General features: G+C 69.2%; 18 protein-coding genes. 7 read left to right on the top strand and 11 right to left on the bottom strand.

The window, feature by feature from the left end:
• Positions 1–95: 95 nt before the first annotated feature.
• The 5 genes from V5P93_RS07210 to V5P93_RS07190 form a co-directional block, all read right to left on the bottom strand.
• Entirely contained in the window at positions 96–554 is a 459-nt protein-coding gene (locus V5P93_RS07210; RefSeq protein ID WP_104478587.1) for a GNAT family N-acetyltransferase, read from the bottom strand.
• Complete coding sequence (locus V5P93_RS07205; protein ID WP_104478586.1) at positions 551–2,521, bottom strand: TIGR03960 family B12-binding radical SAM protein; 1,971 nt, start codon at positions 2,519–2,521, stop codon at positions 551–553. Before V5P93_RS07205 ends, V5P93_RS07210 begins: the two co-directional genes overlap by 4 nt.
• Before the next feature lie 72 nt (positions 2,522–2,593).
• The gene (locus V5P93_RS07200; RefSeq protein ID WP_104478585.1) at positions 2,594–3,433 is read right to left on the bottom strand and encodes an ABC transporter permease; all 840 of its coding nucleotides are present in this window, start codon (positions 3,431–3,433) and stop codon (positions 2,594–2,596) included.
• Entirely contained in the window at positions 3,434–4,222 is a 789-nt protein-coding gene (locus V5P93_RS07195) for an ABC transporter permease (protein ID WP_104478584.1), read from the bottom strand. It lies immediately after the preceding gene.
• Positions 4,222–5,151, bottom strand: a complete 930-nt coding sequence (locus tag V5P93_RS07190; protein WP_245931195.1) for an ABC transporter ATP-binding protein — start codon at positions 5,149–5,151, stop codon at positions 4,222–4,224. Before V5P93_RS07190 ends, V5P93_RS07195 begins: the two co-directional genes overlap by 1 nt.
• 889 nt (positions 5,152–6,040) lie before the next feature.
• Here V5P93_RS07190 and V5P93_RS07185 point away from each other — a divergent pair.
• Positions 6,041–7,573 carry an alkaline phosphatase gene (locus tag V5P93_RS07185; protein ID WP_104478581.1) on the top strand — a complete coding sequence of 511 codons (1,533 nt, stop codon included), beginning with the start codon at positions 6,041–6,043 and terminating at the stop codon, positions 7,571–7,573.
• 186 nt (positions 7,574–7,759) lie between these two features.
• Positions 7,760–8,170 carry a nucleoside-diphosphate kinase gene (gene ndk / locus V5P93_RS07180; protein ID WP_104478580.1) on the top strand — a complete coding sequence of 137 codons (411 nt, stop codon included), beginning with the start codon at positions 7,760–7,762 and terminating at the stop codon, positions 8,168–8,170.
• A gap of 52 nt (positions 8,171–8,222) precedes the next feature.
• Here the strand turns inward: ndk and V5P93_RS07175 are convergent, their stop codons facing one another.
• Genes V5P93_RS07175 through V5P93_RS07160 form a run of 4 tightly spaced genes read right to left on the bottom strand, consistent with a single transcriptional unit; the run spans position 8,223 to position 11,030 of the window.
• Complete coding sequence (locus V5P93_RS07175) at positions 8,223–8,585, bottom strand: DUF4233 domain-containing protein (protein ID WP_104478579.1); 363 nt, start codon at positions 8,583–8,585, stop codon at positions 8,223–8,225.
• A complete protein-coding gene (locus V5P93_RS07170; RefSeq protein ID WP_104478578.1) occupies positions 8,582–9,931 on the bottom strand; it encodes a folylpolyglutamate synthase/dihydrofolate synthase family protein in 1,350 nt (449 codons plus the stop codon). Before V5P93_RS07170 ends, V5P93_RS07175 begins: the two co-directional genes overlap by 4 nt.
• Before the next feature lie 2 nt (positions 9,932–9,933).
• Positions 9,934–10,173 (bottom strand): DUF397 domain-containing protein, encoded by a 240-nt coding sequence (locus V5P93_RS07165; RefSeq protein WP_104478577.1) that lies wholly within the window; start codon positions 10,171–10,173, stop codon positions 9,934–9,936.
• An 8-nt stretch (positions 10,174–10,181) separates the two neighbouring features.
• Complete coding sequence (locus V5P93_RS07160) at positions 10,182–11,030, bottom strand: helix-turn-helix transcriptional regulator (protein WP_104478576.1); 849 nt, start codon at positions 11,028–11,030, stop codon at positions 10,182–10,184.
• Between the two features lie 147 nt (positions 11,031–11,177).
• On the opposite strand from V5P93_RS07160, the gene V5P93_RS07155 reads away from it, so the two are divergent.
• Together V5P93_RS07155 and V5P93_RS07150 are read left to right on the top strand one after the other, a co-directional pair.
• Positions 11,178–11,498, top strand: coding sequence for a hypothetical protein (locus V5P93_RS07155; RefSeq protein ID WP_104478575.1), 321 nt, complete (start codon positions 11,178–11,180; stop codon positions 11,496–11,498).
• Positions 11,499–11,586: 88 nt separating this feature from the next.
• Positions 11,587–12,069 carry a macro domain-containing protein gene (locus V5P93_RS07150; protein WP_104478574.1) on the top strand — a complete coding sequence of 161 codons (483 nt, stop codon included), beginning with the start codon at positions 11,587–11,589 and terminating at the stop codon, positions 12,067–12,069.
• A 6-nt stretch (positions 12,070–12,075) separates the two neighbouring features.
• Here V5P93_RS07150 and V5P93_RS07145 read toward each other — a convergent pair whose 3' ends face one another.
• Together V5P93_RS07145 and V5P93_RS07140 are read right to left on the bottom strand one after the other, a co-directional pair.
• Complete coding sequence (locus V5P93_RS07145) at positions 12,076–12,603, bottom strand: hypothetical protein (RefSeq protein ID WP_104478573.1); 528 nt, start codon at positions 12,601–12,603, stop codon at positions 12,076–12,078.
• A 45-nt stretch (positions 12,604–12,648) separates the two neighbouring features.
• Complete coding sequence (locus V5P93_RS07140) at positions 12,649–15,279, bottom strand: valine--tRNA ligase (protein WP_104478572.1); 2,631 nt, start codon at positions 15,277–15,279, stop codon at positions 12,649–12,651.
• A gap of 68 nt (positions 15,280–15,347) precedes the next feature.
• On the opposite strand from V5P93_RS07140, the gene valS reads away from it, so the two are divergent.
• The 3 genes from valS to V5P93_RS07125 all read left to right on the top strand — a co-directional run bounded on the left by valS (position 15,348) and on the right by V5P93_RS07125 (position 21,512).
• Positions 15,348–17,816, top strand: a complete 2,469-nt coding sequence (valS, locus tag V5P93_RS07135; RefSeq protein ID WP_104478571.1) for a valine--tRNA ligase — start codon at positions 15,348–15,350, stop codon at positions 17,814–17,816.
• A gap of 286 nt (positions 17,817–18,102) precedes the next feature.
• A complete protein-coding gene (locus V5P93_RS07130; RefSeq protein ID WP_374065543.1) occupies positions 18,103–19,068 on the top strand; it encodes a hypothetical protein in 966 nt (321 codons plus the stop codon).
• A 119-nt stretch (positions 19,069–19,187) separates the two neighbouring features.
• Complete coding sequence (locus tag V5P93_RS07125) at positions 19,188–21,512, top strand: FdhF/YdeP family oxidoreductase (protein ID WP_104478569.1); 2,325 nt, start codon at positions 19,188–19,190, stop codon at positions 21,510–21,512.
• The last annotated feature ends 122 nt before the right edge of the window (positions 21,513–21,634 follow it).

The raw sequence follows: 21,634 nt of genomic DNA, 5'->3' as shown, positions 1-21,634 counted from the left end.
ACAGTGGTTAGTGGGGTATCAGGGGGATGTGGATATGCGGCGGGTGGGGGAATTGCAGTTCAAGGGGAGGGTGTGGATGGGGCTGGGGATTACTGTCACTCTGTCGGGACGCCTGGGCGGATCAGCAGGGAAGTCGCTGGGGTGAAGCCGGCGCGGTTGTAGAACGGGATGGAGCGGTCGGTCGGGCTCAGCACGAGGCGGACGTAGTTGTGCGTGTCGGCGTGGGTTATGGCCGCGTTGAGCAGGTCTTGGCCGGTGCCCTGGTTGCGGTGGGTCGCGCGGACGTAGACGTTGCTGACGTAGCCCCAGGTGCTCGGTGGCTGGCTCGGGCGGGGCATCCGGGTGAAGATGACCATGTTGAGGAAGCCGATGGGGTCGGCGTCCTCGGTTTCGGCCAGCCAGAAGATCCGGCGGTCTCGTTCGTGTAGCCACCACTGGGTGAATGTGGACTCGAACTCGTCGTCTGGGGTGGTAGGGGTGAGCTCCTCGGTCCACAGGCGACGCAGGCGGGTGAGGGCGGGGATGTCGCCCTCACCCGCGATGCGGATTCTCACGACTTGGCGAGGGCCGGGTTCTGGACCGGGGACCCGATGCCGACCGGGCTGATGGGCAGCAGCTTGCGGCCGGTGGGACCGATCTCGATGTCGGTGCCCATGGCCGGGCAGACGCCGCAGTCGAAGCAGGGGGTCCAGCGGCAGTCGTCCTGCTCGCGGGCGTCCAGGGCGTCGAGCCAGTCGTCCCAGAGCCACTGCTTGTCGAGGCCGGAGTCGAGGTGGTCCCAGGGCAGGACCTCCTCCTCCGTGCGCTCGCGCGTGGTGAACCAGTTGAGCGAGACGCCGAGCGGTTCGAGCTCGGCGGCGGCCGCGGCCACCCAGCGGTCGTAGGAGAAGTGCTCGCTCCAGCCGTCGAAGCGGCCACCGTCGCGCCAGACGCGTTCGATGACGCGGCCGACCCGGCGGTCGCCCCGGGACAGCAGTCCTTCGATGAGGCTGGGCTTGCCGTCGTGGTAGCGCATGCCGATGTTGCGGCCGAGGCTGCGGTCGCGGTCGGAGTTGACCGCCTCGCGCAGCTTGCGCAGCCTGCTGTCCACGGTGTCCGGGTCGCACTGCGGCGCCCACTGGAACGGGGTGTGCGGCTTGGGCACGAACCCGCCGATCGAGATCGTGCAGCGGATGTCCTTGCGGCCGCTGGCCTGCCTGCCCGCGCGGATGACGTTCTTGGCCATCTCGGCGATCTGGAGCACGTCCTCGTCGGTCTCGGTGGGCAGGCCGCACATGAAGTACAGCTTCACCTGCCGCCAGCCGTTGGCGTACGCGGCGGTGACCGTCTTGAGCAGGTCCTCTTCGGACACCATCTTGTTGATGACGCGCCGGATCCGCTCGCTGCCGCCCTCGGGGGCGAAGGTGAGCCCGGAGCGGCGGCCGTTGCGGGACAGCTCGTTGGCCAGGTCGATGTTGAACGCGTCGACCCGGGTGGACGGCAGCGACAGGCCGGTGTTGGTGCCCTCGTAGCGGTCGGCGAGCTGCTTGGTGATCTCGCCGATCTCGGAGTGGTCGGCGCTGGACAGCGACAGCAGGCCGACCTCCTCGAAGCCGCTGGCCTCCAGGCCCTGCTGGATCATCGCGCCGATGCCGTCGATGGAGCGCTCGCGCACCGGGCGGGTGATCATGCCCGCCTGGCAGAAGCGGCAGCCGCGGGTGCAGCCGCGGAAGATCTCGACGCTCATCCGCTCGTGCACGCTCTCCGCGAGCGGCACCAGCGGCTTCTTCGGGTACGGCCACGCGTCGAGGTCCATGGTGGTCCGCTTGGCGACCACCTCCGGCACGCGGTCGCGGTTGGGCTTGACCGCGTCGATGTGGCCGTCTTCGCGGTAGGTGACGTCGTAGAGCCGGGGGATGTAGACGGTGCCGGACTCGGCGAGACGGGTCAGCAGCTCGTCACGGCCACCGGGACGCCCCTCGGCCTTCCACGCGCGGATGACGTCGGTGATCTCCCCGACGGCCTCCTCGCCGTCACCGAGCACGGCGGCGTCGATGAAGTCGGCGATCGGCTCCGGGTTGAACGCGGCGTGACCACCGGCCAGCACGACCGGGTGGTCGACGGTGCGGTCTGCGGCGTGCAGCGGGATCTTCGCGAGGTCGAGCGCGGTGAGCATGTTCGTGTAGCCCAGCTCGGTGGAGAAGCTGACCCCGAGCACGTCGAACGCGCCGAGCGGGCGGTGGCCGTCCACGGTGAACTGCGGGACGTCGTGCTCCCGCATGAGCTTCTCGAGGTCGGGCCAGACCGCGTACGTGCGCTCGGCGAGCACGTCCGGGATCTCGTTGAGCACCTCGTAGAGGATCATGACGCCCTGGTTGGGCAGGCCGACCTCGTAGGCGTCCGGGTACATCAGCGCCCAGCGCACGGTGGTGCTGTCCCACTCCTTGACGGTGGCGTTCAGCTCACCACCGACGTACTGGACCGGCTTGGACACCCGGGGCAGCAGGGGTTCAAGCCGGGGGAACACAGACTCGACGCTCACAACGAACCAGGGTAACCCGTCACTCTCGGCGTATCGGACGGGCCACTGCCGGTCAGGTGCTCGCCGCCGCCATCACGCCAGCAGGAGCTTGCCCAGCCTGCGCGCCGCGACCACGAGCCCGACGGCGGCCATCAGCACGAAGTACGCGAGGTGCCCCAGCATCGCTAGGCCGACGAAGCCGGTGCACAACCCGCGCATGATCTCCACCGCGTGGTAGAGCGGGAAGCACTGCACGACCACCCGCAGTGCGGGCGGGTACACCGATAACGGAAAGAAGGTGGTGGAGAACAGGAACATCGGCATCACGGCGAGGTTCACCAGGTCGAAGTCCTGCCACGACCGCATGAAGGTCGTGCAGGCCATGCCGACCGCCGCGAACGCGACCGCTACGAAGACCGCGGCCGGGAGCGCGAGCACCGCCCACGGCGAGGTCAGCAACCCCATGCCGAGCATGACCGCGAGGAAGCCCGCCGAGTAGAGGGCACCGCGGATCAGCGCCCACGTGATCTCGCCGATGGCCACGTCGAGCGGGCCCAGCGGGGTGGCGAGCATGGCGTCGTAGGTGCGGGCGTACTTGAAGCGGAAGAAGATGTTGAAGGTGGCGTCGGTGACCGCGCCGTTCATGGCCGAGGCGGCCAGCAGCGCGGGCGCGACGAAGGCGACGTAGCTGATGTGCTCGCCGCCCGGTCCCGTGACGTCGCCGATCAGGGCGCCGAAGCCGTAGCCGAGGCCGAACAGGAAGAACAGCGGCTCGAAGAACCCGGACACCACGGCCAGCCAGGTGCGCCGGTTGACCAGGAACGAGCGTTCCAGCACGGCGCTGGGCCTGCCCGCGTACATGCCCGTGGGCAACACGCGGAACAGCACGCCGACGCGCTCGGGGACCCGGGTCTCGGGTGCGGTGGTGGTCATCTAGATAGCCAACCTGCGGTTGAAGTTGCGGACGGCCAAGTGCGTGCCGACGGCCAGCATGGCGAGCAGGAACGCCAGGTGACCGAGGGCGCCCAACGCCTCCCACGTGCTGAAGGCGACGGCGCGGGACAGCTCGGTGCCATGCCAGAGCGGGGTGAGCCAGACCAGCGGGCGCACCCACTCGGGCAGCTGCTCGACCGGGAAGAACGTGCCGGAGAACATCGTCATCGGCATCACGATGAAGCGGAAGATGACGCTGAACTGCTGCCCCTCGGTCTCGATGGTGGCCGAGTACGCGATCACCGGCGCGGCGAACGCCACCGCGGTGAGGGTCGCGACGACCAGCGACAGCACAGCCCCGATGCTGGTCAACGCGCCTAAGAGACCCGCGACCACCAGGAACGCGGCGGCGGAGACGCTGATCCGCAGCGCGACCCAGGCGAGCTGGCCGAGGGCGACCTGGGTCGCGCTGACCGGGGTGGCGGCGATGCCGTGGTACGTGCGTTGCCACTTGAACGCCGACAGCACCGGGAAGGTCGACTCGAAGGCGGCCGTCTGCACCGCGCTGGCCACGACCAGCGCGGGCGCGAGGTACTGCAGGTAGGGCAGGTCGCCGGTCGCGCCACCGGGCCGGATCTGGGTGCCGACGCCGATGCCGAGGGCCAGCAGGTAGAGGACGGGCTGCAGGACGCTGGAGACGACGGACGCCCGCCAGCTGCGGCGGTACCAGGTCCACTGGCCCTCGACGACGAGCCGGATGGCGCGCGGGGTGGTGATCGCGGTCGGCATCAGTCCACCAGCGTCCGGCCGGTGAGGCGGAGGAAGACGTCCTCCAGCGTGCTGCGCCGGACCAGGCTGGAGACGGGGGTGAGGCCGCGCCGGTGGACGGCGGCCAAGGACGCCTCGCCGTCGGTGGTGTAGAGCAGGAGGCGGTCGGGCAGCACCTCCACCCGCTCGGCCAGCCCCTCGACGGCTTGCTCGTCCTGGGTGCCCGCCGCGAACCGCAGCTCCAGCACCTCGCGGGTGGAGTGCTGGGCGATCAGCTCGGCCGGGCTGCCCTCCGCGACGATTCGGCCCGCGTCCATGACCACGAGCCGGTCGCACAACTGCTCGGCTTCGTCCATGTAATGAGTGGTCACGATGAGGGTGACGCCTTGCTGCTTGAGCCGGAAGAGGCGGTCCCAGAGCAGGTGCCTGGCCTGCGGGTCGAGGCCGGTGGTGGGCTCGTCGAGGAGCAGCAGCTCGGGGTCGTTGATCAGCGATCGGGCGATGGTGAGGCGCCGCTTCATCCCACCGGAGAGCGTTTCGACCTCGGCGTCGGAGCGGTCGGCGAGCTGGGCGAACTCGATCAGCTCGGTGGCCTTGGCGCGGACGTGCGCCTTGGACAGGCCGAAGTAGCGCCCGTAGACGTGCAGGTTCTCCCGGACAGTGAGTTCGGTGTCGAGGTTGTCCTGCTGCGGGACCACGCCGAGCCGCCCCCGGATGGCGGGCCCGTCGCGACTCGGGTCCATGCCGAGCACGGTCAACTCGCCCCCGGTGCGCGGCGAGACGCACGCGATCATGCGCATGGTCGACGACTTGCCCGCGCCGTTCGGCCCGAGGAAGCCGAAGGCCTCACCGGGACGCACGTCGAGGTCGATGCCGCGCACGGCGTCGAAGTCGCCGAAGCGCTTGGCCAGTCCCCTGGCGGATACGAGTGATTCGGTGCTGGTCCCCACGGGGGCGACAGTATCCGGAGGGACCGACAAAGCGGAAAAAGTTATCCACAGGGGCCAAGCACGAGTCCGAGCCATCCGTACAGTGCGGGGTGACGGCTCGGTGACGTGGAGTTGCACGTGATCAAATAGGCGAGCGGAGCAGCGGGCCAGGCCGACCGCCCTGTCGTGCTCGACGAGGCCCGCTCAGCGCACTGACACCGACGATGAAGCCTTCGGCGAGGAGTCCCCGTTCCCGTGGCGGAGGCAATCGTGAGCGGCTACGAACGTCTTGCCCGGGCGGCGGACGTGAAGTCGGGGATCAAGAATGGCAACTGGATCGATATCGGGAAGACCTCGCCCTGCTCGAACACGAACTGGCCGAGGCGCGATTCCTACCGCGAAGCCCACGCAGCGGCCAACGAGGTGTCACGGTGGGAGAACCAATCCCACCTGCGGCAAACGAGGATCACCGCGAGCCATAGAGGCGATCGCGGTGGCGGCACTGGTGCACTCGCACAAGGAACGAGAACGAGTCCGAGGCCAGGTACCGGTTCCACACCGACGGCGGCTCGGACCGGTACCTGGTCTTGGACAAGGGGTCGGAGACCACCTCGCCCGCGGACGGCAACCGGGATGGCGTGTTCCGAACAGCGGCGGGCAAGCCGGCGAGAGCCTGGTAGGACACCGGCTCGGCGCCCGAGCGGCTGGTCCACCAGGGCTGATCGAGAACCGGAAGCGACCTCCCGGCCTGGCGGTCGACGACACCCGGATGTCCGGCCCCGGCTCTGCTGGTGATCGGGCCATGCGGTTGATCAACCTGGACCGTGGCCGGGTGAGCGGTGGCGCAAGCGTCATCCGCTGGTCAACTCGGGTTGGTCCGGAGACGGGGTCGGGGGGTTAGAAAGCGGCCATGACCGAACTGAATCGTAGGGCTCTGTTGCGTGTTGGCGGGGTTGGCGCCGGGGCGGTGGCGGCCGGGTTGGCGCTGCCCGGGGTCGCGTTCGCCCGGGGCAAGGCGCGGCCGGTGCTGACCCACGGCGTGCAGACCGGTGACGTGACCAGCGACGGCGCGCTCGTCTGGACGCGGGCGGACCGGCCGTCGCGGATGCTCGTCGAGGTCTCGCGCGACCCGTCCTTCCGCCACGCGCGGTGTTTGCGGGGGCCGGTGCTCAGCCCGGACACCGACGGCACCGGCCGCCTCCGGTTGACCGGCCTGCCCGCCGGTCAGGAGGTGCACTACCGCGTCCGCGCCGAGGACCTGGACGGGCGTGCCACCAGCGCTCCCCTGGTCGGCTCCTTCCGCACCGCCCCCGTCGGCCGCTCGGACGTGCGGTTCACCTGGTCCGGCGACGTCGCGGGCCAGGGCTGGGGCATCAACCCCGACACCGGTGGCATGACCGCCTACGCCGCCATGCTCGCCCGCCGCCCCGACTTCTTCCTGCACTCCGGCGACACCGTCTACGCCGACGGCCCCATGCAGCCGACCGTCACGCTCCCCGACGGTCGCGTGTGGCGGAACATCGTCACCCCTGAGAAGTCCAAGGTCGCCGAGACGCTGACCGAGTACCGGGGGCAGTTCGCCTACAACCTGCTCGACGACAACGTCCGCGCCTTCGCCGCGCGCGTCCCGTCGATCGTGCAGTGGGACGACCACGAGGTCACCAACAACTGGTACCCCGGCGAGATCCTCGACCTCCCCCAGTACACCGAGAAGCGCGTCGACGTCCTGGCCGCCCGCGCCTCCCAGGCGTTCCACGAGTGGCAGCCGATCGACCGCCGCCGCGCGGAGGACGGTCGCATCTACCGCAGCTTCGCGTACGGCAAGCACGTCGAGGTGTTCGTCCTCGACATGCGCACGTACAAGGACGCCAACACCGCCGACCAGACCAAGCCCGGTCACATCCTCGGCGACCGCCAGGCCAGGTGGCTGGTCGACGGCCTCGCGCGCAGCCGGGCGACGTGGAAGATCGTGGCGAACGACCTGCCGATCGGCCTGGTCGTGCCGGACGGCAAGGACATCGAGGGCGTGGCCAACGGTCTGCCGGGCGCGCCCGCGGGCCGTGAGCACGAGCTCGCCTGGGTCCTGCGGACCCTCGCTCGCCGCCGGGTGCGCAACGTGGTGTGGTTGACGGCGGACGTGCACTACACCGCCGCGCACCACTACTCGCCCGACCGCGCGGCGGTAGGCGACTTCGACCCGTTCTGGGAGTTCGTGTCCGGCCCGCTGCACGCGGGGGCGTTCGGTCCGAACAACCTCGACCCGACGTTCGGCCCAGAGGCCGTGTTCGTGCACGCGCCGCCTGCGGCGAACACCTCGCCGCTGGCCGGGTTCCAGCACTTCGGTGAGGTGCAGGTCGACGGCCGTAGTGGCGACCTGACGGTGTACCTGCGTGATGGCAAGGGCACCTCCCTCTGGTCCAAGACGCTCAACCCGAGCCGATAGGTGTTGCGGCTCCGGTCTTGCCGAGCGGCGAGACCGGAGCCACTACGCGATCTAGACAGCGGTGCTCACGTATTTCGGGCGGGTGGCTGGTGCGGGGGCGTGCCCCCGGTCGGGTTACCCTGCTCACACGCTCGTGGTCATGCACGGCGTGCCAATCCCTCCCCCGTGAATGGAGTTGCGACAGCCGTGAGCGAGCGCACCCTGGTCCTGGTCAAGCCCGACGGCGTGCAGCGCGGGCTGGTCGGCGAGGTCATCTCCCGCATCGAGCGCAAGGGTCTGACCCTGGCGGCACTGGAGCTGCGCTCGGTCGAGCGGGCCGTGGCCGAGCAGCACTACGCCGAGCACGACGGCAAGCCGTTCTTCGAGTCGCTGCTGGAGTTCATCACCGGTGGCGCCGTAGTGGCGCTCGTCGTCGAGGGCCCCCGCGCCATCTCGGCGTTCCGCCAGCTCGCCGGCGGCACCGACCCGGTCGACAAGGCCACCCCGGGCACCATCCGCGGTGACTTCGGCCTGGAGGTCCAGTACAACCTCGTGCACGGCTCCGACTCCCCGGAGTCCGCCGAGCGCGAGATCAAGATCTGGTTCCCGAACCTGTAAAGCCACAAGAGGCCGCCCACGTCCTGGACGTGGGCGGCCTCTTGCGTTCCCGCTACTGCTGTTGGCTGGGCAGCGTGCCCTGGGTCATGCGTTTGCGGATGTCGTTGCGGGCCCAGAGTGCCCAAGACCACGCAAGAGCGAAGAGAACGCCTACTACGCCCAAAGCAGTGAGCACGAAGAAGCCTGCGATGGCGAGGACCTGTAGGGCGATCACCATCCAGGTCGCCCAAGGGCGGCTGACGAAGGCGCACGCCAACACCATTGCGAGGGCCAAGGCGACGACAGACCAGATCCGCCAAGACGCGATGTCGGACTTGGTGACGACCAAGAGCGCCAAGAGGACGACGATGGCTTCCAGGATGAGCAGCGCCGACATGACACCGCGGAAGCTCTTCATGGGGTCTGGGGCGCTCATGCCGGGTCCTTACCGAAGAGGGCCCGGACCTCGCCCGCCGTCACTACGGAGCCGGTAGCCACTACCCCACCGCCGGATAGGGGTTCGTCGGGCTCTTCGGATTCTTCGGCCAGTTGGGTCGCGGCCTCGATGGCGTCTACCAGGTTCGGGTAGACCATCACGCGCTCGTCGCCGTAGATGTCGGTGGCGATGTCGGCGAGCCTGTCCGGGTCCATGGCGCGCGGGGACGAGTTCGTCGTCACTACGACGTCGGTGAGCACAGGTTCCAAGGCGGACAAGATGCCTGGCGCGTCCTTACCGTCCATGACCGCCACTACGCCCACCAGCCGCCGGAAGCCGAACTCGTCGTCGAGGGCTTTGGCTAGGGCTGCGGCGCCGTGGGGGTTGTGGGCGGCGTCAACGAAGACACTGGGGGCCATGCGGACCCGTTCGAGGCGGCCCGGGCTGGTGGCGGAGGCGAAGCCCTCGCGGATGGCTTCGACGTCGAGTTGACGATCGGCGCCCGCGCCGAAGAAGGCCTCGACGGCGGCCAGGGCCAGTGCGGCGTTGGCGGCTTGGTGCTCGCCGTGGAGGGGCAGGAAGATCTCGTCGTAGACGCCGCCGAGGCCCTGGAGGGACAGGACCTGGCCGCCGACGGCGATGTCGCGGCGCAGGACGCCGAACTCCAGGCCTTGGCGCGCGATAGTGGCGTCCACCTCGACGGCCCGTTCCTGGAGGACGCGGGCGACCTCGGGGTTCTGCTCGGCGATGAGGGCGATGGAGCCCTGCTTGATGATCCCGGCCTTCTCGCGGGCGATGCCGAGGATGTCCGGCCCCAGGAACTCGACGTGGTCGATGCCGATGGGGGTGATGACCGCGATCTTGCCGTCGGCGATGTTGGTGGCGTCCCACGCGCCGCCCATGCCGGTCTCGACCACGGCGACGTCGACGGGGGCGTCGGCGAACGCGGCGTAGGCCATGGCGGTGAGCACCTCGAACTTGCTCATCCGCACGTCGGAGCCTGAGTCGACCATGCCGATGTACGGCTCGATGTCGCGGTAGACCTCGATGTAGCGCGTGGGGTCGATGGGCGCGTTGTCGAGGCTGATGCGCTCGGTGACGAGTTGCAGGTGCGGGCTGGTGAACCGGCCGGTGCGCAGCCCGATGCGGGTGAGCAGGGCGTCGATCATGCGGGTGACCGAGGTCTTGCCGTTGGTGCCCGCGATGTGCACGACCGGGTACGCCCGGTGCGGCTCGCCGAGCAGGTCGGCGAGCGCGGCGATGCGGGTCAACGACGGTTCGAGCTTGGTCTCCGGCCAGCGGGTGTCGAGTTCCGCCTCGACCTGATCCAGTTCATCCAGACTCACGCCTAGAGGGTACGGATGGCCTGCGCGAACGAAGCGACGGGGAAGGCCAGCATGGGGCCGTCGGGGTTCTTGGAGTCCCGCACACCGGTGACCTCAGGCCCGTGGCCAACCTCGACGCACTGCGCGTTGGAGCCACTACGACTCGACTTGCGCCACACGAAGCCGACCTCCACGCAGTTCGCGTTGGTGCCGCTCCGGCTGGACTTGCGCCACACCATCGAAGCCCGGTCCACCACGTCCATCAGGTTCCTCACTCTCGGTCATGCTCTCGTGCGATAGTCGCAACGAGTTCCGCCGACTTGGCGGGGCTCAGAGCCAGCCCACCCAGAGTATCGGTCTCAGCACGGAAGAACTCGATGTGAGCCTCTTCCTCCAGGAAGAGGCCGGAAACCTTGTGATCGAGGTAGACCACCGGCTTGTTCCGCTCAAAGTCCATCAACACGAACGAACCATCCAGACCTGAGTGCCCATGTAGCGACAAGGGCAACACCTGCACCGTAGTAGTGGACTGCTCAGTTGCCTCCAAGATGTGCCGGAGCTGCCGCGCCATCACCTTCGGACTGCCCAGCACGCGACGAAGCACGAACTCATCGACGATCATCCGCAAGACTGGCGGAACATCCTTGGTGAGGATCACCTGGCGGGCCAACCGAGCAGCGACCCTGGAATCTACATCCGCAGCAGGGACGTTCCCCGCTCGCATCAGCGCCCGAATGTAGTCAGCGGTCTGCACCAGCCCCGGAAGAACCAGCGGCTCGTAGTTGACGATCTCGGTGGCCTCGCGCTCGATGCGCATGAGGGTCTTGGACTCATCGGACAGAGCTGTCTGATGCTCCCAGTACCCTATGTCGTCGGAGCGCTCGGCCAACTTGACCAGGCGTTCGCGATCCTTTCCGATCACCCGGTAGATCACGAGTAGGGACGCGACGTCGGCGGGCCTGATGCCCTGCTTGCCGGTCTCCATCCGGGAAATCTTGGACGCCTGCCAGCCCAACTGGCTCGCGACCTCCTTGCAACTCATCTTCCTGGCCTCGCGCAGCATCCGCAGTTCGCCGCCGAGCCCGCGTCCGATGACGGTGGGTTGCTTGGGGGTAGCCATGTCCATCCTCCCGATCTTGGTTGGTCGGCGTCAGTGTCTCGCAACGTAGCTCCGAATGCATTCACTCGATGGCGCCATTGTTCTCCGACCCGTCGAGATGCGATGCTGCCCAAGTCCGATCGCAACGTTGCGAATCAGGAGGTCTTGATGCAGGTCACCGCCGCCCCCATCCCCGAAGACGAGCTGACCAGGCAAATCGCCGAGGTCACCGCGCACTTCGCGCCCCGGCGATTCGCCGTCTACCAGGTGCAACGCGACACCGAAGGCCAGGCCACGGACTTCGTCGTCCTCGGCTGGGGCATGGAAATCGCCGACGGCGCCGGCGACGACTACGTCGAGCTCTTCGGCATGCCCGACGCCCAGGGCGTCCGCACCCGCGGCCAGTTCCGCACCGCCGAGTCCGCCTCCCACGTGCTCGGCGGGAATCGCCAGGTCGAGTTCCGCTGGATCGACACCGAATCCGACTGACCGCTCGTGACGGTGCCAGGTCCGACGCCGGACCTGGCACCGTCACGACCAGCGATCTTGTCGGTGCGCCCGCCTACCGTCCCCGCCCATGGCGGACATCCACTACCTGGTCGGCGACGCGACCGCCCCCCAGGCAACCGGCCCCAAGGTCATCGCCCACGTCTGCAACGACCGCGGCGGCTGGGGCAGGGGTTTCGTCCTGGCCATCTCCGCGCGCTGGCCGGAGCCCGAAGCCGCCTTCCGCCGCTGGTACCGAGACCGGGCCAACAACGAGTTCGGCCTCGGGGCGACTCAACTCGTACAGGTCACGGCCGACATCTGGGTCGCCAACATGGTCGGCCAACGCGGCACCCGCACCAGCCGCACCACCACCCCACCGATCCGCTACGACGCCTTACGCCAGTGCCTGCGCCACCTCGCGACCCAAGCAGCCCCCCTCGGCGCGAGCGTGCACATGCCCCGCATCGGCGCGGGCCTCGCGGGTGGTCGTTGGGAGGACATCGAGCCGCTCATCACCGACGAACTCACCGGCATCCCCGTCACGGTCTATGACTTGCCCGTACCGGCCTGAGGTACGTCACCCCTTCGGGATGAGCTGCCGGTAGGGCTCGTTGTCCGAGGTGAGGACCAGTGCGAAGTCCGGCCCCGCCGAGGTCGCGACCTCGCGCAGCCGGGCCAGTGCGGTAGCCCCGTCCGGCAGCTCCAAGCCGAGCACGGCCGCCGCCCGCTCCCGTTGCGGGAGCAGGTCCGGCTCGTCCTCGAGGTACCAACCCCTCGCCTCCTCGTGCTCCTCGGCGGTGAACGCGGGGCAATCCCCCCACCAAGGCACAACGAGCAGCAGCCGCAACAACTCCGGGAGACCGGTGGCGAGCAGCGCCGCCCCGCCCTCGGAGTCCGCATAGAGCACCGGGCGTTCTTCACCGCCTTCGCCACAGAAGAAGAACGTGCCGCCCGACTGGTCGCCCGCGATCGGCTCCAGCGCCGCGCCGCCCGCGAGGTGGACGTCCTCGAGGTGGTCGGCCCGGCCCAGCTCGAAACCGCCGGGCCAGGCCAGTACCCGGGCCACCTCATCGTGCGCGGCGATCAGGGCGAGTAGCGATGCCATGGCGCCACACTAATGATCTTCGTGACCCCGTGACCGGCGAAAGCATCAGCTCGCGGGCAGTGCCTCAAGTCGGGCCTGCACGCGGGTGATCTCGGCGGCGGCGGCGTCGCGGCGCACGCGGATCTTGTCCACGACGTCCGCGGGGGCCTTGTCGGTGAACTTGGGGTTGCCCAGCTTGGCCGCACACTGCGCGAGTTCCTTCTCGGCCACCGTCAGGTCCTTGGTCAAGCGCTTGCGCTCCGCTGCGACGTCAACGGTGCCGGACAGGTCCAACTCCACGGTGACGGTCCCACCGGCCAGTGAGACCTCCAACGACGCACTTGCCGCGAACTCGTCACCCGGCGCCTCTAGGCGCGCCAACGCGGTAACGGCCGTCTGGTGCGCGGTTAGGCCTACCGCGTCCACACCGGACAGGCGCGCCTTCACCTTCTGGCCGGGCTTTACCCCCTGATCCGCGCGGAACCGCCGGATCTCGGTGATGAGCTTCTGCACGCCCTCCACGCGAACCTTGGCTTGCGCGTCGCGCTCGGCACCCGACACCGTGGGCCAGTCCGCGATGACCACGGACTCCTTGCCGGTCAGCGCCTTCCACAGCACCTCGGTGACGAACGGGATGACCGGGTGCAGCAGCCGCAGCACCTTGTCGAGCACGTGGCCGAGTACCGCGCGGGTGGCATCGGCGCGCGCGCCGCCCTCGGCGATCTGGACCTTGGCCAACTCCAGGTACCAGTCGCAGTAGAGGTCCCACGTGAAGTGGTAGAGCGCGTCGCACAGCTTGGCGAACTGGAAGCCTTCGAACAGCTTGTCCACTTCAGACAAGAGGGCGTCGGCGGAGTCGAGGATCCACCGGTCGGCGTCCGTCAGTTCCGCGCGGTCGGGCACCGGAACGGCCGTAGTGGCGCCGTTCATCAGGGCGAAGCGGCTGGCGTTCCACAGCTTCGTGCCGAAGTTGCGCGATCCGGCCGCCCACTCCTCGGCCAGGGCCATGTCGCTACCCGGGTTCGCGCCGCGCGCGAGGGTGAAGCGGGTGGCGTCCGCGCCGAAGCGGTCCAACCAGTCGAGGGGGTCGATGACGTTGCCGCGCGACTTCGACATCTTCTTGCCCTGCGCGTCACGGATAAGACCGTGCAGGTAGACGTGGTCGAAGGGCTGCTGTCCGTCCATCGCGTAGAGGCCGAACATCATCATCCGGGCGACCCAGAAGAAGAGGATGTCGTAGCCGGTCGACAGCACACTGGTCGGATAGAACTTGGCCAGGTCCGCCGACTCCGCGGGCCAGCCGAGGGTGGAGATCGGCCACAACGCCGACGAGAACCACGTGTCGAGCACATCCGGGTCCTGGGTCCAGCCCTGGCCGGTCGGCGGCTCCTCGTCCGGTCCGACGCACACCACCTGGTCGTCCGGGCCGTACCAAACCGGGATGCGGTGGCCCCACCAGAGCTGCCGCGAGATGGTCCAGTCGTGCATGTTGTCGACCCAGTCGAAGTAGCGCTTGGCCAGCTCCGGCGGGTGCACCTGGGTACGACCGTCGCGCACCGCGTCACCGGCCGCGCGCGCAAGAGGCTCGACCTTGACCCACCACTGCAAGGACAGCCGCGGTTCGACAACGGTGTCACAACGTGAGCAGTGGCCGACCGAGTGCAGGTAGGGCCTCTTCTCCGCAACGATGCGGCCCTCTTCGCGCAGCGCGCGCACCACGGCCGGGCGGGCCTCGAAGCGGTCCAGGCCCTCGAAGGGGCCGTGGACGGTGATGTTGCCCTTGATGTCCATGACCGTAAGAGACGGCAGGTTGTGCCTACGGCCGATCTCGAAGTCGTTGGGGTCGTGGGCCGGGGTCACCTTGACCGCGCCTGTGCCGAACTCCGGGTCGACGTGCTCGTCGGCCACTACGGGGATGCGCCTACCCGTGAGCGGTAGGGCCACCTCGGTGCCGACAAGGTGCTTGTAGCGCTCGTCGTCGGGGTGCACGGCAACGGCGGTGTCGCCGAGCATCGTCTCCGCGCGCGTAGTGGCGACGACGATCGAGGCGTCACCATCGCCGTAGCGGATGGAGACCAGCTCGCCCTCGTCCTCGGAGTGCTCGACCTCGATGTCCGACAGCGCGGTGCGGCAGCGCGGGCACCAGTTGATGATGCGCTCGGCGCGGTAGATCAGCTCGGAGTCGTAGAGGCGCTTGAAGATCGTCTGCACGGCGCGGGACAGGCCGTCGTCCATGGTGAAGCGCTCGCGGGACCAGTCGACGCCGTCGCCGAGGCGGCGCATCTGGTCGAGGATCTTGCCGCCGTACTCGGTCTTCCACTCCCAGACGCGCTCGACGAACGCCTCGCGGCCCAGGTCGTGCCGGGACAGGCCCTGGCTCGCCAGCTGGCGCTCCACGACGTTCTGGGTGGCGATGCCCGCGTGGTCCATGCCCGGCAGCCACAGGACCTCGTAGCCCTGCATCCGGCGGCGGCGGGTCAGCGCGTCCATGACCGTGTGGTTGAGCGCGTGGCCCATGTGCAGGCTGCCGGTGACGTTCGGCGGGGGCAGCACGATCGTGAACGGCGGCTTGTCGCTGGCCGCGTCGGCGGTGAAGTACCCGGCGGCTACCCATCCCTCGTACAGCTCCGCCTCTACCGCGCTCGGCTCCCAGGCCGAGGGGAGGTCGGTGGTTGGTGAGGTGGGGGTCTCAGTCACGGTGCGAGTCTACGAAGGCCAGGGAAAACGGGTCGAACCGGGAGCGGGGAGGCCACTACCGTCCGGTTATGGCAGACAACGCACCTACCGTGCCCGAGCGCCCGTCCCTCGACGGGCTGGAAGCGACGTGGACCCCCCGGTGGGCAGAGTCCGCTGTATACCGCTTCCGCGGGGATCGGCCACGGGAAGGCGTTTTCTCCATCGACACGCCTCCGCCGTCGGTCAGCGGCAGCCTGCACATCGGTCACGTGTTCTCGTACACGCACACGGACCTGATCGCGCGCTACCAGCGCATGCGCGGCAAGGACGTGTTCTACCCGATGGGGTGGGACGACAACGGGCTGCCGACCGAGCGACGGGTGCAGCTCGTGCACAACGTGACGTGCGATCCGAGCCTGCCCTACGACCCCGGGTTCACACCTACCGGTGAACCGACCGCGATCTCCAGGCGCAACTTCGTGGAGCTGTGCGCGCGGCAGACGGAGGAGGACGAGAAGGGCTACGAGGCGTTGTGGCGCCGGTTGGGTCTATCCGTGGACTGGTCTCGCACCTATACGACCATCGGCGAGCGAGCGCGACGGTTGTCGCAGCGGTCGTTCTTGCGTCTCCTGGCCTCGGGTGAGGCTTACCAGGCTGAGGCGCCGACGTTGTGGGACGTGGGCTTCCGGACTGCGGTGGCCCAGGCCGAGGTGGAGCACCGCCCGCGTAAGGGGGCGTGGCACACGTTGCGGTTCGCCGAGGGCGTGGAGGTGGAGACCACGCGCCCGGAGCTGCTGCCCGCGTGCGTGGCGTTGATCGCGCACCCCGACGACGAGCGCCACCGCGCGCTGGTGGGCACGACCGTGCTCACCCCGGTGTTCGGGGTGCCCGTGCCGGTGTTGACGCATCCGGAGGCCGATCCCGAGCGCGGGAGCGGGTTGGTCATGTGCTGCACCTTCGGCGATTTGACCGATGTGCGGTGGTGGCGCGAGTTGGGTCTGCCCGTGCGTCCGGTGATCGGCCGAGACGGTCGGTTCCTTGCCGACCCGCCGCCGGGGGTCGCTGCGGAGCCCTACCGCGCGCTGGCGGGTAAGACGGTGCACGCCGCCCGTGAGGGGGTGGTGTCGTCACTGCGCGCAGCGGGAGCGCTCCTAGGTGAGCCCCGCGCGGTGGAGCGTCCGGTGGCCTACTACGAGCGCGGAGACCGACCATTGGAGATCGTGTCGGGGCGTCAGTGGTTCATCAAGTCGTCGGCGCATCGAGAAACCCTGCTCGCCCGGGGACGCGAGTTGCACTGGCAGCCGGTGCATATGCACGTGCGTTTTGAGAACTGGACGGAAGGGCTGGCGGGCGATTGGTTGATCAGCAGGCAACGGTTCTTCGGGGTGCCCTTTCCGCTTTGGTACCCGATTAACGCCACCGGGGAGCCGGACTACGCGAATCCGATCATTCCAGCGGACCTGCCCGTCGACCCGGCCTCCGACACCCCTCTGGGCTACACCGAGGACCAGCGCGGCGCGCCCGGCGGGTTCACGGCCGACCCGGACGTGATGGACACGTGGGCCACCTCGTCGCTCACACCGCTGCTGGTGTGCGGGGCCGACGACGACCCGGAGCTGTTCGGTCGGACGTATCCGATGGATCTGCGCCCTCAGGGCCACGAGATCATCCGGACTTGGTTGTTCTCAACCGTGCTGCGTGCGCATACCGAGACCGGGGTCCTCCCGTGGCGGCAGACGGCGCTGTCCGGGTGGGTGGTGACCCCGGACCGTCGGAAGCTCAGCAAGAAGGACGGCACGGCAGTGACCCCGGAGTCGTTGTTGGACGACTACGGCGCGGACGCGGTGCGCTACTGGGCGGCGTCGGGGCGCCCCGGCGTGGACACGGTGTTCGACGAGACCCGCATGCGGGTGGGTCGGCGGCTGGCCACGAAGCTGCTCAACGCGAGCCGGTTCGTACTCGGCTTCGCCCCAGGTCAGACGGTGTCCGAGCCGCTGGACCTGGCGGCGCTGGCCGAGTTGGACGCAGTGGTCGCGGCTACCACAGCCGCCTTCGACGACGGCGAGTACACCGACGCGCTCGAGCGGATCGAGCGGTTCTTCTGGTCGTGGTGCGACGACTACCTGGAGCTGGTCAAGGATCGCGCGTACGGGGACGGTGGAGACTCGGCCAGGGCCGCGTTGCGGGTGTGCCTGTCGGCCCTGCAGAGGCTTCTTGCGCCGTTCCTGCCGTTCGCGGCGGAGGAGACGTGGTCGTGGTGGCAGAAGGGCTCGGTGCACTCCGCTCCGTGGCCGACAGTGACCGGAACCGAAGGGTTCGCCGAGACGCTTGCCCTGGCCACCGAGGTCTTGGTAGCGGTCCGGCGGGCCAAGTCGGAGGCCCGCCGGTCCATGCGCTGGCCGGTGGCCGAACTGGTGCTCGAGTGCGGCCCGGAGGAGGAGATGGCACTGCGCGCGGCCGAGGCCGACCTGCGGGCCGCGGGCTCCGTTCGGGCGCTGCGGTACACCCGCTTGCCGCACCCCGGCGTTTCCGCCACCGTCACTCTTTTGTCGGAGTAGACTTGTGACCTGAGCCACTTCGAGGTGGCTCAGGTCCGCTTCGGCAGACGCCCCGTGGGTCCCAATTCGACCCTCGCTGTTTGCTTACGCCAACCGGGTGACCAGCCGCGACCAAAATGAACAGGTGCGACCGTTGGTCGGGTTTCGAGTGCCGTTCACCGCAGCGCGGACAGTTCGCGTGATCGCTTTGTTAACGCCGGATGTGGCCGTATCGATGGTGTGTTCACCAGGCAGTCGACACCTCAACCAGACCGGTCCGCCGGTTTGGATCGCCCTTGGGGGGCCGGTGGACCAACGTGAGTACGGCGATCACGCGGCGTTACAGGACGCCGCGTGGCGACGCCGTGTGCGGGACTCGGCGAGAGCCGACGTGAAGGCGATGATGCGCCGTGCGCGCCGTCGCAGGCTCGAGCGCTGGCTCGTGGTGGCCGCCGCCCTCGTGGCGGCGGTCGCTGTTGTCATGCTGCTGGTCGGCGTCGGGGTGTTCGACCGCTCGCCCAAGGGCGACGGTGGCGGCGGTGGCGGCGACGCCGAGTTCGCGCTGCCCACCGTCGACGCGAACCGGCCGTACGCGGGCACGCCCGCGGCGGGCTGGGCGGACGGCGCCGACGGCGTCAAGGCGCCCCCGGCGATGCCGGTCGGCGAGTTCACCAAGGACGAGGTCGCGCAGGCCACGGCCCTGGTGCGGGACGTGCTGATCGCCAGCAGGCTGGACCCGGCGATGCTGGCCGACCACAACCCCCAGCGGTACCTGTCGCTGCTGGCCCCGGACTCGCGCAGGCAGCTGCAGCCGCTGTTCGGCACGGCCCAGCAGCCGCAGACCCAGGGCCTGGTCAGCATGATCGACAAGGGCAGCGCGCTGCTGCCGGTCGCGCCGAAGGTCAACGGGTCGATGCAGGTGAGCGCGGGCGGACCGGGGCAACTGGTCGTGCGCACCAACTACGTCTTCGTCTACGCCTTCGCCGACGACCGGCAGCCCAAGCACACCTCGGCGATGGACATCCTGGTCGTGGTGCGGGCGGACGTGGAGTACAAGCTGCTGCGCGGGCCGCACTGGACGCCGGGCAGCCAGGGGCTCTGGTACGGCGAGGTCGGCGGGTACGGGTACTCGATCTCGTGCGACGCGTACAAGCGGGGGTTCCTGGCGCCCGCGTACAAGGACCCGGTGGCGACCGGGGGGACGGGACTGGGGCCGGAGGCGTACTTCGACCTCAACACGGCGGTGCCGAACACCAGCGGCTGCCCGGCCTGACCTGGCGGCTCCTGGGCGGGAGCCGCTGGTCAGAGCCTCGTCGCCACCCCTGTCAAGTGCTCAATGGGGTTGTGGACAACTTTTTGCGGTGAGCCGGGGTGGTGGACGACCATAGGCACATGGTCAGCAAACCCCCAGAGCGGGACGTCACCGAATCGGACCTCGACGTCTCCCCGCCGAAGCAGTGGGCAGCCGGGATCCCGGGCGTCCTGGTGTCGCTGCAGCGCGGGGTCGAGCAGATGGGGGCCGTGCGCACGGCGAAGACCCTCCGGCTGCTCAACCAGCGGGAGGGGTTCGACTGCCCGGGCTGCGCCTGGCCGGAGGCGCAGGGGCACCGGAAGCTGGCCGAGTTCTGCGAGAACGGGGCGAAGGCCGTCGCGGAGGAGGCGACTCTGCGGCGGGTGGGGCCGGAGTTCTTCGCGGAGCACTCGGTGGCGTCGCTGGCTTCGCGGACCGACTACTGGCTGGGGCAGCAGGGTCGGATCACGGAGCCGGTCGTGCTGCGGCCGGGGGCGACGCACTACGAGCCGGTGTCGTGGTCGGCCGCGTTCGAGTTGATCGCGGCGCACCTGCGCGGTTTGTCCACACCGGACGAGGCCGTGTTCTACACGTCGGGGCGGACGAGCAACGAGGCGGCGTTCCTCTACCAGTTGCTGGTGCGGTCCTACGGCACGAACAACCTGCCGGACTGCTCGAACATGTGCCACGAGTCGTCCGGGGCGGCCCTGGCGGAGACCACCGGGATCGGCAAGGGGTCGGTGAGCCTGGCCGACATCACCGACGCGGACCTGGTCGTGGTGGTGGGGCAGAACCCGGGCACCAACCACCCGCGGATGCTCAGCGCGCTCGAGGTGGCCAAGCGCGGTGGGACGCGGATCGTGGCGGTGAACCCGCTGCCGGAGGCGGGGCTGCTGCGGTTCAAGAACCCGCAGAACGCGCGGGGTCTGGTGGGCAAGGGCACGGAGCTGGCGGACGAGTTCTGCCAGATCCGGCTCGGCGGCGACCAGGCGCTGTTCCAGGCGATCGGGCACCTGCTGCTGCGGTGGGAGGCGGAGCAGCCGGGCACGGTCGTGGATCGCTCGTTCGTGGAGTCGCGGACCGAGGGGTTCGAGGAGTACGCGGCGAGCGTCCGGTCGGTAGACTGGGCGGAGATCGGGGTGGCCACCGGGTTGCCGCAGGAGCAGATCGAGCGGGTCGCGCGGATGGTGGCGACGTCCGAGCGGGTCATCTTCTGCTGGGCCATGGGGTTGACGCAGCACCGGCACTCCGTGCCGACCATCCGGGAGATCGCCAACGTGGCGCTGCTGCGGGGGATGATCGGGAAGCCGGGGGCGGGGCTGTGCCCGGTCCGGGGTCACTCGAACGTGCAGGGCGACCGCACGATGGGCATCTGGGAGAAGATGCCGGAGAAGTTCCTGGCGGCGCTGGACACCGAGTTCGGGATCTCGTCGCCGCGCTCGCACGGGCATGACACGGTCAACGCGATCCGGGCCATGCGGGACGGGTCGGCGAAGGTGTTCATGGCCGTCGGGGGGAACTTCGTCTCGGCGGCACCGGACACCTCGGTGACGGAGTCGGCTCTGCGGTCGTGCGCGTTGACGGTGCACGTGTCGACGAAGTTGAACCGGTCGCACGTCGTGCACGGGGAGACCGCCCTGATCCTGCCCACGCGGGGGCGGACGGAGCGGGACCTCCAGGCGTCGGGCGAGCAGTTCGTGACGGTCGAGGACTCGATGTCGGTGGTGCACCGGTCGCGTGGGCGATTGGCGCCCGCGTCGGAGAAGCTGCTGTCCGAAGTCGGCATCGTGTGCGGCTTGGCACTGGCCCTGTTCGGTCCGGACCACTCGGTGCCGTGGGCCAAGTTCGCCGACGACTACGACCAGATCCGCGACAGCATCTCCCGCGTGGTCCCCGGCTGCTCGGACTACAACGCGAAGGTCCGCCAACCAGACGGCTTCGTCCTCCCCCACGCCCCCCGCGACTCCCGCGAGTTCACCGGGACACGGCACGACAAGGCGGTGTTCACCGCCAACCCGCTCACCGTGCTCCGGGTACCCCCGGGCCGCCTGCTGCTGCAAACCCTCCGCAGCCACGACCAGTACAACACCACCATCTACGGCCTCGACGACCGCTACCGCGGCATCAAGGACGCCCGCCGCGTCGTCCTGGTCAACCCCGACGACATCACCGCCCTGGGCCTCGCCGACGGCCAACTGGTCACCCTCGTCAGCGAGTGGCCGGACGACCCGACCGGCACCCCGGAACGCCACGCCCACAACTTCCGCGTCGTCGCCTACCCCACAGCCCACGGCTGCGCCGCGGCGTACTTCCCGGAAGCCAACTCCCTGATCCCCCTGGACTCGACGGCCGAGACGTCCAACACCCCCACGTCGAAGTCCATCGTCGTCCGACTCGACCCGGCTCCCGCGGAGGTGACCGCCTGACCCAACCCCCACAACAAAATAGGGACAGCGCCCCCGCCCGCCATTCCCCGCACTCCCGGCGCTCCTGTGCCGAGGCACCGAGGCACCGAGGCACCGAGGCACCGAGGCACCGAGGCACCGAG

It is taken from the genome of Actinokineospora auranticolor, from assembly GCF_041897805.1.
Lineage (GTDB): Bacteria > Actinomycetota > Actinomycetes > Mycobacteriales > Pseudonocardiaceae > Actinokineospora > Actinokineospora auranticolor.
The sequence above is the reverse complement of the archived record's forward strand: the minus strand, read 5'-3'. Positions and strand labels throughout refer to the sequence as shown.